14 protein-coding genes are annotated in these 15,093 nt (G+C 60.2%); 12 read left to right on the forward strand and 2 right to left on the reverse strand.

Annotation, left to right across the window (positions count from 1 at the left end):
* Positions 1-16 precede the first annotated feature (16 nt).
* From HZB60_02170 to HZB60_02205, 8 genes are all read left to right on the forward strand, one after another.
* Positions 17-301: a nucleotidyltransferase domain-containing protein gene (locus tag HZB60_02170; GenBank protein ID MBI5058569.1), complete on the forward strand. Its 285-nt coding sequence runs from the start codon at positions 17-19 to the stop codon at positions 299-301.
* Positions 291-626, forward strand: coding sequence for a DUF86 domain-containing protein (locus HZB60_02175; protein MBI5058570.1), 336 nt, complete (start codon positions 291-293; stop codon positions 624-626). Before HZB60_02170 ends, HZB60_02175 begins: the two co-directional genes overlap by 11 nt.
* Before the next feature lie 21 nt (positions 627-647).
* Entirely contained in the window at positions 648-1,319 is a 672-nt protein-coding gene (locus HZB60_02180; protein MBI5058571.1) for an O-methyltransferase, read from the forward strand.
* 150 nt (positions 1,320-1,469) lie between these two features.
* Complete coding sequence (locus HZB60_02185; protein ID MBI5058572.1) at positions 1,470-3,668, forward strand: hypothetical protein; 2,199 nt, start codon at positions 1,470-1,472, stop codon at positions 3,666-3,668.
* Positions 3,669-3,876: 208 nt separating this feature from the next.
* Positions 3,877-4,479 (forward strand): thymidine kinase, encoded by a 603-nt coding sequence (locus HZB60_02190; protein MBI5058573.1) that lies wholly within the window; start codon positions 3,877-3,879, stop codon positions 4,477-4,479.
* A 79-nt stretch (positions 4,480-4,558) separates the two neighbouring features.
* Complete coding sequence (locus tag HZB60_02195) at positions 4,559-4,951, forward strand: four helix bundle protein (GenBank protein ID MBI5058574.1); 393 nt, start codon at positions 4,559-4,561, stop codon at positions 4,949-4,951.
* 43 nt (positions 4,952-4,994) lie between these two features.
* A complete protein-coding gene (locus HZB60_02200; protein ID MBI5058575.1) occupies positions 4,995-6,245 on the forward strand; it encodes a NupC/NupG family nucleoside CNT transporter in 1,251 nt (416 codons plus the stop codon).
* Positions 6,246-6,346: 101 nt separating this feature from the next.
* Entirely contained in the window at positions 6,347-7,705 is a 1,359-nt protein-coding gene (locus HZB60_02205) for a cytochrome-c peroxidase (protein MBI5058576.1), read from the forward strand.
* 179 nt (positions 7,706-7,884) lie between these two features.
* Here the strand turns inward: HZB60_02205 and HZB60_02210 are convergent, their stop codons facing one another.
* Together HZB60_02210 and HZB60_02215 are read right to left on the reverse strand one after the other, a co-directional pair.
* Positions 7,885-9,540, reverse strand: coding sequence for an STAS domain-containing protein (locus tag HZB60_02210; GenBank protein ID MBI5058577.1), 1,656 nt, complete (start codon positions 9,538-9,540; stop codon positions 7,885-7,887).
* A 164-nt stretch (positions 9,541-9,704) separates the two neighbouring features.
* A complete protein-coding gene (locus HZB60_02215) occupies positions 9,705-11,396 on the reverse strand; it encodes an STAS domain-containing protein (protein MBI5058578.1) in 1,692 nt (563 codons plus the stop codon).
* 91 nt (positions 11,397-11,487) lie between these two features.
* On the opposite strand from HZB60_02215, the gene HZB60_02220 reads away from it, so the two are divergent.
* From HZB60_02220 to HZB60_02235, 4 genes are read left to right on the forward strand one after another with little or no spacing between them, the layout of a single operon-like run.
* Positions 11,488-12,114, forward strand: a complete 627-nt coding sequence (locus HZB60_02220; GenBank protein ID MBI5058579.1) for a hypothetical protein — start codon at positions 11,488-11,490, stop codon at positions 12,112-12,114.
* 29 nt (positions 12,115-12,143) lie between these two features.
* Entirely contained in the window at positions 12,144-12,941 is a 798-nt protein-coding gene (locus HZB60_02225) for a purine-nucleoside phosphorylase (GenBank protein ID MBI5058580.1), read from the forward strand.
* Entirely contained in the window at positions 12,938-13,330 is a 393-nt protein-coding gene (locus HZB60_02230) for a four helix bundle protein (protein ID MBI5058581.1), read from the forward strand. Before HZB60_02225 ends, HZB60_02230 begins: the two co-directional genes overlap by 4 nt.
* Positions 13,327-15,060 (forward strand): hypothetical protein, encoded by a 1,734-nt coding sequence (locus tag HZB60_02235; GenBank protein MBI5058582.1) that lies wholly within the window; start codon positions 13,327-13,329, stop codon positions 15,058-15,060. Before HZB60_02230 ends, HZB60_02235 begins: the two co-directional genes overlap by 4 nt.
* Positions 15,061-15,093: the final 33 nt, after the last annotated feature.

The following is a 15,093-nucleotide window of genomic DNA, read 5'->3' on the forward strand; positions in this document are numbered from 1 at the left end:
CAGCATTCCGTTGGAGATGGACCGGATCCGAGCCTTCTGCGAGCGCTGGAAAGTCGTGGAGTTCTCGCTGTTCGGCTCCGTGCTCACCGATCAGTTCCGGCCCGACAGCGACGTGGACGTAATGGTGGAGTTTGCCCGGGACGCAACATGGGGATTCGACATCGTTGAGATGGAGCATGAACTCGCGACGATCTTCGGCCGCCGTGTGGACCTGCTGACCAAGCGCAGCATCGTCCAGAGCGAGAACTACCTGATGCGTAACAGCATTCTCTCGAATATTCGGACGCTCTATGCCGCATGACGAAACCTATCTGCTCTACATGCTGCTGGCGGCGCGGCGCGTAGCGGTGTCGGTTGCCGGTGTGACACGCCAGGAATTCGACACCGACTTGGAAAAGCGGGACTCAGTCGCTCTGCAAATCGGCAATGTCGGGGAGGCCGCCAGTTCGGTATCACGGCCATTTCAGGATGCTCATCCCGAGCTTCCGTGGTCCAAAATCATTGGTACTCGAAACCGGATCTTTCACCGCTACATGGAGATTGACTGGGATATAGTGTGGAACATCGCGACCATCGAACTCCCGCAAGTCGCCGAACAGCTTGCGCGCCTCGTGCCGCAGCAGTAGCCACCTCTCCGGTATCGCATGGTGAATCCTGAGCAGTGGACCGCGGTTGATGCATACGTGATCGACCTGTTGCATCCCGCGGATGCGGTGCTCGCTGACGTGCTGCGCGCGTGCGACGACGCGGGGTTGCCGCGGATTCAGGTGGCGCCGAATCAGGGGAAGCTGTTACAGATTCTCGGGCAGGTGATCGGTGCGCGACAGATTCTCGAAATTGGCACGCTGGGCGGCTACAGCACGATCTGGCTCGCGCGGGGACTTCCGGCGGACGGCTATCTGCTCACACTGGAAGCGAATTCGCATCATGCCGATGTCGCGCGGGCGAACTTGCGGCGCGCTGGCTACGAGCGCACGGTCGAAGTGCGGCAAGGGAACGCGCTGGAGATTCTGCCGGAACTCGTGGCGGCGCGACGCGGACCGTTTGATCTGATCTTCATTGACGCGGACAAGCCGAGCTACGCTGAGTATTTCGCGTGGTCGCTGAAGCTCGCGCGGCCCGGCACTCTGATCATCGCGGACAATGTGATTCGCCATGGCGAAGTGGCGAACGGCGCGAGTGCTGATCCGCTGGTGGTGGGTGTTCGGCAATTTCTTGCCGCCGTGGCCGCCGAACCGCGTGTGCAGGCCACCGCGATCCAGACCGTTGGCTGCAAGGGTTGGGACGGGTTGGCGGTGATGGCGGTCATGGGGAAATAGAAATCAAATCAAAACAGTGCGAGCCGGATTGCGGAAGAAGTTGGGGGAGGCATCGGAGATGGTTGTCGTGGCGCAAGCCGCCAAGATCTTACTTCAGTATTGCGCGCCACAAGCGGGAGTCGTTACGCTGGTCTTGCTTGGAGAATCTTCATGACAAGTGCAAATCCGCAACCGAGTTTGGAGATTATCGCTAGCGCTGCTCGAGATGCGCAAAGACGTGTGATGGGAATGTCACTTGTCGGGCTAGCGGTCCAGCGACAGCACGACTTGCTTGAATACTTCGTCCCTCTGGTGAAGAAGGCCATCGCGGATTTGTGCCAGCAAGATGATCGTCGCGTGCAGATGTCAACCGAACAAATCAGAGACCATATTCGGGAACAGTATTGTATTGTCATTCCTTTGGTGACGGTTCAGACCTTGTTGCGTCGACTCGAACAAACGGGGGTACTGAGGACTTTCGAAAACGGGAAGTTTGTTGAGGTGAGTGGTGACCTGCGCATAGAGGAACTAGATGCGCAAGATCGGCGTGCGCGCTCGATAAATGAGCTGATTCAAGCGTTTCAGAACTATTGCAAGGCAACGGACGTGTCCATTTCGGACGGAGAAGCACGGGTCCTTATTGTCCAGCAGTTCCGGAATCATGCGGTCGACGTCGCTGCTCTACTATTAAGTGCGGATGAATCTCAGGCCCAGGCATCCACGACCGATGTCTCGCCCAAGCTCAACCGGGAATTTGCCGACTTCTTCCGAGAAATCAGAACGAACAATGAACGACTGTATGGAATAGCACGCGATCTCTATTTGTCGTCGTCACTTCTCGCAGTGGTAGAGTTACGCGATAATCTCGCGTCTTTGCCGGAGCTAAAGAGCAAGGTAAGAGTATTCTTGGACACGAATTTCTTGCTCCGCCTTCTCAACTGGCAAACCGTTTATGAATGTGCTGCAGCACAAGAATTGTTCGATGCGCTTACCGCCGGTCGAGCATCAGTTTGCGTGTATTCCTTTACAATTGCTGAACTCCGCAGAGTACTTGAGTGGTATGGGCGCGAGGCACTTGATCTATTAGATGGGCCGGTGAGGGAGTCGTTGCGAGAGAGCGACCTCAACGGCGTTGTGTCGGCTGTTCATAGACGCAGATTGAGTCGCATAGACTTCGAGCGATCTGTCGATAATCTTGAAGGTGCCATCGGCACCATGGGGCTTTCGGTTATTCAGACCGCCGAGCCCGGGCGTATGAATTTGGAATCAACCGAAATTGAGTCGCTCGTGAACGGCAAGCGAGTCTCCAAATTTAAGTCCGGGAAGACTGATGAAATCCTCAGACAGGAGGCAATGCATGATGTCGCTGCCGTTCATCAAGTGAGAAGAGCGCGCGGCGGCGAGATAGGGAGTTTCAAGGAGGCACAGGACTGGTTCTTGACGTGCGACAGGGTCTTGCACCGTTGGAACAGGGAGGCTCACAGGGCGAATGGTACCATTCCGGAAGTGATTATGGACTATAGCATGACTAATCTGCTCTGGATAGCCAACCCTCAAGAACTCGCCAGCGCGGGAATTGACCATTTCCTCTCCAATGTCTCCGTTGGAACGACATATGACACCAGAACGCTTCATCTATTCCAGAAGCTGGTACGAAATCATGCCAAGGAGACTCCCGGCGACTTGCCTGTTATCGAATTCGCTTATAGAACTCTTCGATCGCAAGAGGATAGGGAGGAGCTTCTTCAGGCGCAATCGAGGATCGGAACGGCTGATCTTGAAAGCGTGATTCGTGAGAAGATTGATAAGTCGCTCCGTGAGGCACAAGCAACAAGACTACGAGAGGAGGACGAGCGCGGAAAACTCGCTCGTGAAGTGGAACTGCTGAAGTCCCAGTCGGCGTCTACGATAAAAGACTATGTTACGCTTAAGAAAGCAAGCGAGGAACAGTCAGCCGAGGTTGCAGCCGAACTTCAATCATCCAAGAACGAATTAGTTAGTGCACGACAACAGCTTGACAGAGAGAGAGAAGCGCGTGAAAGAACTGAAGCCGACTACAAGAAGGCGCTAGCTGAACGAGATAAGAAGGAGCGGGAACTGCGCGAGACCAGACTGACCTTGCGGTTCAGACAAGTTCTCATCGCCTCCATCTCTCTCACTCTGCTTCTGTCTCTGTTCACGTGGCTAAGTGACTACTCAGGATGGTTCAGGCTGGTTGCGCTAGCACCTGTCGCTGGATACTACGTGTGGTACAAATCCGCCGACACTGTACCAACGGATCGAACGCTGAGGATCTTCGCAAATGCTTTCAACATAACGGTCACATTGATTCACATTTGGGCAGTGTTTATCCACGCCACGGCGCCCTGAAAGTGAGTCTTCTTGTGCATCCCGCTGCATGCAATGCTGAATGGCCATAGACGGTCTGCGTAACGCTGCTCTCGATGCGGGATGTACAGCCAGAGCGCATATCCATGCGGCGCTACAAAGGTCGGTGGCACTTTGATACGGGCGATGCAAGCGGCCCCTACAGCAAATTCGCAATTCAGGTTTCAAGTTTCACGTTTCAAGTTTGCGTGTGCATCCCTCTCCTCGTAATACCGGCTGGATTGAAGTAATTTGCGGACCGATGTTCTCGGGGAAGACCGAAGAACTGATCCGCCGGCTCGTGCGCGCGCGGATTGCCAAGCAGGCGGTCGAAATCTTCAAGCCGAAGCTCGATGTGCGCTATGCCAAGACCGAGATCGTCTCGCACTCGCGGCTGGCGATTCCGTCGTCAGTCGTGGAGTCGCCGTGGGAGGTTCTGGAGCTGGCGAAGCATGCCGAGGTGGTGGGCGTGGATGAAGCACAGTTCCTCGGACTGGAACTCGTGCCGGTGGTGCAGCAGCTCGCCGATTCCGGCAAGCGCGTGATTATCGCGGGGCTGGACACCGACTATCGCGGACTGCCGTTCGAGCCGATTCCGCAGCTGCTGTGCATCGCCGAATATATTGACAAGACCCTGGCCATCTGCGTGCGCTGCGGCAATCCGGCGAAGCACACGCAGCGGACGGTTGATTCCGACGAGCGCGTACTGGTCGGGGAATATGACTCCTATGAACCGCGCTGCAGGAAGTGCTTTGTGGCGCCGGCGGCGAAGATCGCTGTGGACCAGCTCACGCTGACGATCAACAAGGGATGAGGACGGCGGGATGGGAAGTCAACGATGAACGATGAACGATGAACGATGAAGCCGCCATGAGGACGATGCGGGGACGGCGATGAGTGACCCCGCGCCGGACAGCCGCGGCAAGCCGGGGGCTGACTTGAAAGCCCGGCTACTCGACTTTTCGCTTCGGATCATTCGACTTCAAGGAGCATTGCCCAAGGCGCCCGCGGCACAGACCATCAGCAGACAGTTGCTGAGAAGCGGGCTCTCGGTTGGCGCTCAGCAGCGCGAGGCGCATCGCGCAAAATCCGATGCCGACTTTGTCAGCAAGATGGAAGGTGCGCTGGGTGAGCCGGGCGAGACGACGTATTGGTTGGAGCTGCTGATCGTCGCGAAGATCGTCGAGCCTCGCCGCTTAGCACCACTCATGCGAGAAACCGAGGAATTGACATCAATACTTGTAGCATCGGTGAAACGAGTCAAGTCCCGAAGGACCCGGTCCTGACCGCTTCGTCGTTCATCGTTCATCGTTCATCGTTCCCGAATTGATGGAGCGCCTCCTTTCCCTGCTCGGCATTCCGGTTCTGATCCTGCTGGCATGGTTGATTCTGTCAACCGACCGGCGGCACTTTCCGTGGCGGGTGGTGCTATGGGGCGTGGGGCTGCAATTCACGTTTGCGTTTCTGATTCTGTGGACACCGTGGGGGCGGAGTGGCTTCGCGTGGCTGGGGGATGTCGTCACCAAATTCCTGAGCTATTCGAACGAAGGCGCGGCCTTCATGTTCGGGAATTTGGTCAAGCAAGAGTATCAGCAGACGTTCGGCTTTCAATTCGCGTTTGCGATTTTGCCGACGATTATCTTTGTCGGCGCGGTGACGTCAATCGGCTATCACCTCGGGGTCCTGCAGCGCATCGTCAAGGGCGTCGCCTGGCTGATGGCCAAGACGATGGGCACGTCGGGCGCGGAATCGCTTTCGACCGCCGTGAATATCTTCGTCGGTCAGACCGAAGCGCCGCTGGTGATCCGGCCGTTCCTGAACCGGCTCACGATGAGCGAACTGAATGCGGTGATGGTCGGCGGGTTCGCGGGGATCGCGGGCGGCGTGATGGCGGGATATATCCTGCTTGGCGTTCCGGCGAAACATCTGCTGGCGGCGTGCGTGATGTGCGCGCCGGCGTCGTTTGTGTTCGCCAAGATCGCGATTCCGGAACGTGACAAGCCGCTGACGGCCGGCCAGGTGCAGATGCCGGAGATTCCCCCCGCGTCCAACGTGATCGACGCGGCGGGTGCGGGAGCGCGGGACGGATTGTTGCTGGCGGCGAACGTGGGCGCGATGCTGATCGCATTCATCGGGCTGATTGCGCTGATTAACGCGCTGCTCTCGTGGACGTCGGGCCACTTGTTCGATTGGGGCTTTCTCTGGTTCCCGGATAGTCTGCGCACGATCTTCAGCGTCGTGTTCGTTCCCGTCGGGGTGATCGTCGGCGTGCCGTGGCACGAGTGCCGCGATTTCGCCTACCTGATCGGCACGCAGATCTCGATTAATGAATTCGTCGCGTACATCGAGCTGTCCAAGCTGATCGAGTCGGGCGCGCTTAGCGAACGCACGATCACGCTGGCGTCGTACGCGCTGTGCGGCTTTTGTAATTCTTCGTCCGTCGCGATTCAGATCGGCGGGATCTCAGCGCTGGTGCCGGAGCGCCGGCACGATCTGGCGAAACTTGGCTTGCGCGCGATGTTCTGCGGCGCGTTCGCCTGCTGGCAGACCGCCACGATCGCGGGCGTGCTGACATCCTGAATTCACGGCCAAATTTGTCTTTCACCGATAGGCTGCGCTCAACGTACATTTAGCCCGCGCACCGGATGCATCGGCGCGCGGAAAAACAGGAGAGGTCCGCCATGAAGCCGTTTTTACGTCTGTTATTGTTGCTGACACCGCTGCTGGTGCTGCTGGGTTGCAAGGAAGAGCACAACACGACCATCATTCAGGCCCCGGCGACGGACCCGCTGCGCGAACAGTTCGCGCTGGTGCCGCTGGGACCGATCGACTATCCGCCGGACAATCCGCCGATGCAGGAGCGAATCACGCTCGGGCGGCTGCTGTTCTTTGACCCGATTCTGGGCGGCGAGCTGGACGTGTCGTGCGCGACCTGCCATCATCCGGACTTTGCGTTCGGCGACGGGCGCCAGTTGCCGATCGGTGTGGCGGGCGGCCGCAGCCTCGGACCGACGCGCACGAGCGGCAGTTCGCGGATCAGCGGCGCTCCTGTCGGGTTTACGCCGCGCAATGCGCCGACCTGTTTCAACACCGCCTATAACGCGGACGAGCACGGCGTGCACGGTCACAACGGATTCCAGTTTTGGGACGGTCGCGTGAAGAGCCTCGAAGTGCAGGCGACCAAGCCGATCACGTCGCGCGTGGAGATGCGCGGCGATGCTTACCCCGGCGATGACGACGTGGCCGGCGCCACGTCGCTGGACTCGGTGCTGAATCGCCTGCGCGCGATCGACGAGTACGTCGCGCTGTTCATGAACGCCTTTCCGCAAGAGCACCAGGAATGGCAGATGGGTCTGCGCGAGCACGTGGTGGACTCCTCGACTTACGGCCGGTCGATCGGCGCGTACGAACGCGAGTTGGTCACCCGCAATTCGGCGTATGATCGCTATGCCGACGGCGACGATCATGCGCTGACCAATTCGCAGAAGCGCGGTTTGGAGCTGTTCTTCACGACCGCGAAATGCAGCCAGTGCCACCCGGCGCCCGTGTTCAGCAACTATGAATTCACCGTGCAGGGCGCGCCGCAGATCGGTCCGGGCAAGGCGATTATTCCGGGCGATGACCTGGGCCGGTGTGAATTCACGCTGAATCCCGGTGATAATTATGCCTTCCGCACACCGACCCTGCGCAACGTGGAACTGACCGCGCCGTACATGCATGACGGCGTGTTCGGATCGCTGGAGGAAGTCGTGCAGTTCTACAACCATGGCTGCCAGCCGCGCCATCCGCAGTGTCCCGATGAAGCGGTGGATTCCCTTGTTCGTGATCCGCTCAATCTGACGGACGGGCAAGTCGAAGACCTCGTGTCCTTCCTCAAGGCGTTGACGGATCCGGGCACGGCGTTGCCGCAATTGCTGCTGACGGTTCCGGAGCGTGTGCCAAGTGGGCTGACGCCGGTATTCGGGTTGAGCGCGGACGGCGGACCGTTCGCGGAACCGCCGGCGGTTGAGCCGCGCGACAAGTACGCGCACGTGCACTAATCGGGAATTGGCGGATCGGAATTCCATGATGGTCAGGAGACCCTGCGCGGGGTGCGACGGTCTGGTGACCCTGGCGGCGTGGACTCTCCGATTCCGACAGCCGGCGTCGCACGCGGCAGGTAATTGAAAAAGGGCGGGTCCACGACCCGCCCTTCTGTTCCTGAGTTCATCCGTGCTCGTCAGCTCCCGGTGCGCGCCGGTGGGACGGGTGTGGACTCCACGATGAGTTCGCGGGCGCGTGACAGTGCCTCATCAAACGTTGCCACGACGTTGCTTTCGCCGATCAGTACGTACACCGGCGATTTCATCAGCGCGACAAACGGCTGCGCGCGAATCTCGGAGATAATCAGGGCCGCCCGCTGCTTGCGGGAGAGCTTCCAGAGTTCTTCGAGTGCGTGCAATCCGGTGCTGTCGATGGCATTGACCTTGTCCATTCTGACAATCCGGACCCGCGGCAGTTTGCGCGCAATCTGCATCGCTTCGCGCAGCTTGTACACCGCGCCGAAGAACAGCGGCCCGTTGATTTCGTACACATCCACGCCGCGCGGAATCGCGGACGCGGCAGGACTCTTCTGGCTCGCCCGATCCAATTCCTGCGTGAAGACTCGCACGCCGGTCACCGCCGACATGCGTTTGATGAAGAGCGCACCGGCCAGCGCAATGCCGATCTGGATCCCGGTGGCGAGGTCAACAAGCACGGTGATCCCGAGCGTCGTGAAGAGGACGGCGATGTCAGCCTTCGGCCCCTTGAGTTGGGCTACGACCGCTCGCCAGTCAAACAGATGAAAGGCCACGACGACCAGCGTGGCGGCGAGGGCTGCGAGGGGGATGAGCGACGCCCAGCGGCCAAACGCGAGCAGCACCAGCAGCAGGAATAGCGCGTGCGCAGCGCCGGATGCGGCGGTGGTCGCGCCGTTGCGAACGTTGGTGGCGGTGCGGGCAATGGCCGACGTGACCGGCAGACAGCCGAAGAGCGCGCTGCCGACATTGGCCAATCCCTGGGCGGTCAGGACGCGATTGGGTTCGTGTGTGTTGCCGGTGATGCCATCGGCTACGACCGCCGCGAGCAACGATTCCATCGCGGCGAGCAGCGCGATGGCAATCGCCGGCGAGACCATCGTGCGCAGCAGATCAAAACTGAGCGCCGGGAACACGGGCGGCGGAATGGCGGACGGCAGATCGGGGAAGCGACTGCCAATGGTCTCCACGGGGAGTTGAAGCAGCTGCACGGCGGCGGTCGTGACGACGAGTGCGATCAGCGACCCGGGGATCTTCCCGAGCGGCCGGAATCCGGTCAGTTGCAGCAGCACGGTGATGGCCGAAATCGCGATGGCGTAGTAATTGGCCGAACCGAGCGCGGAACCGGCGGTGATCCACTTGGCCAGCACATTGCCACCGGCGACCGACACCGGCAGGCCGAGCAGATCGGGCAACTCACCGGTAACCAACAGAATCGCGACCCCGGTCGTGAATCCGGTGGTGACCGGGTAGGGAATGAACTTAATCAGTGAGCCGAAGCCGAAGCGGCCCATGAGCACCAGGACGACTCCCGCCATGAAAGTCGCGACGGCCAGCGCATCCAATCCGTATTGCGTTACGATCCCGAGCGCGAGCACGACAAACGGGCCCGAAGGCCCGCCGATTTGTACTCTGCAACCGGAAGTCAGCGCGATCAACGCCCCGCCGATCACCGCCGCGAAGATGCCTTTCTCGGGGGAGACACCGCTGGCGATGGCGAAGGCAATGCAAAGCGGCAACGCCACGACACCGACAATCAGGCCGGCGGTAACGTCCGCAAGAAGTGCCGCACGAGTGAAGTCTCGCAGTCGTAACATGGGGTCGAATTCACGAACCGGGACGCAGGTGCCCGGGAGCTGCGAAGGAACTCACAAACTCAATGAAAAGTGGGGCGCGACTCGTTCCGATTCCGGCGGGGTGAGGGCACCCGGCTCGGCGGATGTTGGTTTGGGCAACGAGCCCGTGCGACGCTACGGCTGAATCAGTAGTCCACGCGTTTGGCCGGTGCGACGGCTCCATCCTCGGCGAGCAGGATGCGGGCACGGGCGAGCGCTTCTTCGAAACTCGCCAGCACATTTTCCTCGCCGATTTTCTCGAACACCGGCGACTTCATGAGGGCGACAAACGGCTGTGCATGAATCTCGGAGATCAGGAACGTGCTGCCGTGTTTCAGGCAATCGTGCCAGACCTCTTCCAGAGCGCGCAACCCCGTGGCGTCGATCGCATTGGCCTGAGCCATGCGCAGAATGCGCACGCGCGGATGCTTGCCGACGACATTGATCGCTTCCTTGAATTTGTACACCGCGCCGAAAAAGAACGGCCCGTTGATTTCATAGACATCCACGCCGGGCGGAATCTGGTATCCTTTCGCTCCGAGTTCGATATCCGGCTGATCGGTCAACTCGCGGCGAATCACGGCCACGTTCGTAACCTGCGACATCCGCTTCATGAACAGGAATGCGGCCATTACCATGCCGACTTCGATGGCCACGGTCAGGTCCACGACCACGGTCAGCCCGAAGGTGATGAGCATAACGGCCACGTCGCCTTTTGGACTGCGCAGGGTGGCGACGAACGAATGCCATTCGAACATGTGGTAGGCGACGACCACGAGGATGCCGGCCAGGCAGGCCAGCGGAATCAGCGACGCCCACTTCGCTGCAAAGACCGTAATGACGAGCAGCGTGAGCGCGTGAACGATTCCCGCGATCGGCGTACGGCCGCCATTCTTGATATTGGTCATCGTGCGGGCAATGGCGCCGGTCGCGGGCATGCCGCCGAACAGGGCTGACGCGAAATTGGCGGTGCCCTGCGCGACGAGTTCCATATTCGACCGGTGGCGGCCGCCAATCGCGCCGTCGGCAACCACCGCCGAGAGCAACGACTCAATCGCGACCAGAATGGCGATGACCATGGCGGGCTGAATCAAGCCGCGCAGCACGTCCGGTGACAGATCCGGAAAGACCAGCGCGGGGAAGACCGACGGAATCTCGCCGAACCGCGTACCGATCGTCTCCACGTTTAGCCCAAGCAGTTGCGTCAGCACGGTCCCCGCGATCAGCGCGACGAAGGGGCCGGGGATGCGCTGCGAGATGCGCTTCCAATTCGACCAGTTCACCAGCAACAGGATGGTCCCGAGGGAGATGGCAAACGCCTCGGGACTCACGTCCGGAATCGCGGGAATGATCGCCAACCATTTTCCCGCAAATTCCGCGGGCAGGTCCGGCAGTGTCAGACCGAGCGCGTCGGGAAACTGGCTCGAGAAGATCACGACGGCAATTCCGCTGGTAAAGCCGGTGACCACGGGTTGCGGGATGAACTTGATGACGGACCCGAGGCCGACCAGGCCCATTACGACGAGCACAATGCCCGCCATCAAGGTCGCGGTGATCAGCCCTTCGATGCCATACTGTTGGACGATTCCGTAAACAATCACGATGAACGCGCCGGCGGGCCCGCCGATCTGCACGCGGCTTCCGCCCAACGCGCTGATCAGAAGTCCCGCGACGATTCCGGTGAGTAGCCCGCGTTCGGGAGATAATCCGCTGGCGATGGCAAACGCGATACACAGGGGCAGCGCCACCACGCCGACAATAATGCCCGCGGCCACATCCTGGCGGAACTGTTCGCGGCTGTAATCCTGAAGGGTCGTAAGTAATTTCGGTCTCAGCATGGTTTTCAATTTAGCAAATTCCCTGCAATTTCGCAACCCCGCGGAAACGTGATTTTTCGCCACCCGAGGGTCGCATAAGCCAAAGTCCTGAATGTCAGCCAAACTCTGCCCCAAGATCATACTCGAAGGGACGCGACTCACGCACAAGACCGATCTCGCGTTCGCGTTGAACGAACATCCGCGGATCGTTGGGCCGCGCCGGTATCGCTATCATTCCCCGCTGATCTCCGCCGAGTGGTGCGCGTTCACGAACTTCCCGTGGGGGCGGGGGCCGATCAATTTCGCGCCGGACGAGGAGCAGCGCGCCCTGGAGACCTATGCGACGTGGGCGCGGCTGTTTGAGCTGATGCCGTACTACTCGTGGATCGTGGACCGGTTCCACATCTCGACGCAGGCCTATCAGTCCGCCGAGCGGAACCGCGACTATGACTTCGGGTGGTTGGAAGCGAAGCTGTTGCCGCTGAAGTTTGTGATCATCTTTTGCACGCGTACGGCCGCCTCGTTTGCCGGGGCGCGCGACAAGCGGCTGGAAGTCTCCGGCAAGCCAAGCCAGTATGACGATCTTTCGGTGTTTGTCCGGGAGCAGGAACTCATGCGCGAGCTCATCTCGAAATCGCGGTTGCCGCACTATGAACTGGACGTGTCCGACGGCGACCTGCCGCGAGCCTGCGACCGGATTGCCGACTGGATGACCGGCACGGGGGCGCTATGGGCCTGAGCCACAGGTTGCTGCCCGACGTGCAGGCCATGGCGAGACGGGTCCCGGGGCCGGCCGATGTGGCGCTGATTCTCGGCTCGGGACTCGGCAAGTTCGCGGACACACTGGAAGATGCGCGCGCGGTTTCCACGCGCGATCTCCCCGGCTATCCGCAATCCACCGTGGCGGGACATGCGGGGCGAATTATCGTGGGAAACGTCGGCGCGACTCGGGTCATGGCGTTTCAGGGTCGCGTGCACGTCTATGAGGGTTATGCGCCGGAGGTGGTGGTGACGCCGGTGCGACTCGCGCACGTGCTGGGGATTCGCACGTTGATCGTCACGAATGCAGCGGGCTCGTTTACCCCCCGGTTCGCGCCGGGCGATCTGCTGCTGATCGAGGATCACATCAACCTGCAATTCCGAAATCCGCTGCTGGGACTCTGGGATGAGGGAGTGCGCTGTCCCGACGTGTGTCAATTCTACGATCAGGAGTTGATCGAGCTGGCGGAGCGGGTGGCGTTACGGGAGCAGATTCCGTTGAAACGCGGCACCTTGGCGGCGCTGACGGGCCCCACGTATGAGACCAAAGCTGAGGCGCGCATGCTGGCCCGCCTCGGCGCGGACGCGGGCTGCATGTCCACCGTGCCGGAAGTCATCATGGCGACGGCACTCGGGATGCGCGTGCTGGGGATTTCCTGCGTGACGAATTTCAGCGCAGCGATTCCGGGATCGGTGCTCGATCATGAGCATGTGCAGCGGGTGGCGGAGCGAGCCAGTGAGAAATTCCAACGACTGGTCGGAGGAGTGCTGCGAGGGGAGAAGGCGGAAGGATGGCGGACGAAATGAAGGAACAAGGAACAGGGATCAAGGAACAAAGTTCCGAGAGACTTGAATTGAGAGCGCGGACCAAGCGGCTTGCCCTTCGAGTCATCCGGCTCTACCAATCGTTGCCTCGATCAGGAGCGACGGGTCCGATTGCCAGTCAAGTCCTTCGCTCGGGGACTTCTGTTGGTGCGCAATATCGTGAAGCGTGCCGAGCGCGGTCCAACGCCGAGTTCTTGAGCAAGATACAGAGTGCAATGCAGGAACTTGACGAGACCGGATACTGGCTTGAGTTACTGATCGACTCCGGATTGGTACCGCGGACCAAAGTGGGTCCTCTGAGTGGTGAAGCCGATGAGCTGCTTGCAATCCTGTACTCCATTCAACGCAAAGTCAAGAGGTCGGCTCGATGACGCGCTACGCATTGATCCTTGTTCCCTGTTCCTTGTTCCTTGTTCTGGCTGCTTCCGCTCAGCAGCTCTACGATCCCGGCGACTGGGTGTCCTATCAGGATTTTCGCTATGCGCGGGCGCTGGACGCGGGTCAGCATGAGCTGTTCGTGGCGACGTCGGGCGGGATTCTCAACTACGATCTGCTCAAGCGACAGTGGTATGATCCGATGGTCGTCGGCTACAGTTTGTCGGGGCCGGTGCGAATCGACGATCCGATGCTGCTCTATTTCGATGATCCGGCGCAGCGCTTGTGGGTGGCGACACGCACGCAGCTACTGCAGTACGACCTCGGGATGGAGAGCTGGAAGCTCACCGATCACGACCGTTGGACGGAGCAGGAGCTGGTCGTGAATCTGGGAGTGGGCGGTGAAGATTTGTACGTAGAGACGATTCCGGCCAGCCTCTATACGCGGCTGTTCCACCCGAATAGTCCGATTCCCGATCCGATCTGGTATGATGCCGTCACGCGCTACAAGGGCTCGCGGCAGTTCGGCGGCCTGATGATCGATATCAGCGGGGCTGATCCGGGGAACGTCCGCTGGCGCGGGCTGCGTTCGAAGATTCCGCTGGAACGCAACGATTTGCTGAATCCGCAGCCGCTGCCACCCGTCGGCTTCCCGGTAGCGCTGATGCCCTCCGGCTATACCTGGCAGGCTGACGGCACGGTCATCGATCAGCAGCTGCGCCCGGCTCCGATCACAGACTGGATCATGGACCGCTGGGGTACGCTCTGGACCGCGCAGTGGGGTGCCGGGATCATGCAGACCGATTTGAGACTCGGGAGCGCGACATTCTACCAGGCGGGACCGGCGGGAAACGATGTTCGCACGATCCACATCGGACCCGAAAAGATCTGGATGGGCGGGCTGAACTCGGGCGAGCGCGAAGGATTTGCGCGGGTGAACGACTATTTCGACGAGTGGACGACGGTTGAGCGGCGCGCTGACTCACGCATCCGATCCACCGACGTCTGGGACATCACGGACTGGGGCGGCAAAGTCTGGTTTGCAACCAATGAGGGGTTACTCTCGTATCATGAGAAGAGGGGGACGTGGGAGCGGCTGGATGTGACGGACAATCTCTATGCCAGTGAGATTCGTGCGCTGGCCCGCGGCGGGAATTCGCTCTGGGTGGGGACGGTGCGGGGCCTCTGCGAACTGGGCGCGGGGGGGGAGATCTGGCGGGTACAGAATCCGGGAATCGAACTGGCCGGAGTGACCGATCTGCTGCTGTTCAACGATGACCTGTTCGTGGCGACGCCGCAGGGGCTGTTCAAGGGGTCCGCGAGCAACCGTGAATTCAGCTATGTCGATCTCGAAGGCGGTCTGCTGAATGCGCCGGTCGTGGACCTGTGTCTCGATGGCGATAGTGTGTGGCTGGCGACCCCGGATGGGATTGAAGTCATGAACACAGACGGCGGTTATCTGAAAAGCTGGCTATCGAACACGTGGTTCAACAGCAGCCGCGTGAGCAGCATTCTGGCGACGGACCGGCATGTCTGGGTGGGAACCGACGGCAGCGGCATGTACCGCTACCGCAAAGATACCGGCGAGTGGATCAGCTATACCACCGCTGACGGGCTCATCGACAACCACGTTCAGGTGCTCCGGTTGTTTGGCGATGACTTGCTGATCGGAACCCCGAACGGTTTGACTCGGTTCTATTGGAACAGGGCGGGCCGGCTGAGGTAGGAGGCGGCAGGCCCGAAGCGAAATCCACCGACT

Source organism: candidate division KSB1 bacterium (assembly GCA_016214895.1).
In the GTDB taxonomy this organism is placed as follows: domain Bacteria; phylum Electryoneota; class RPQS01; order RPQS01; family RPQS01; genus JACRMR01.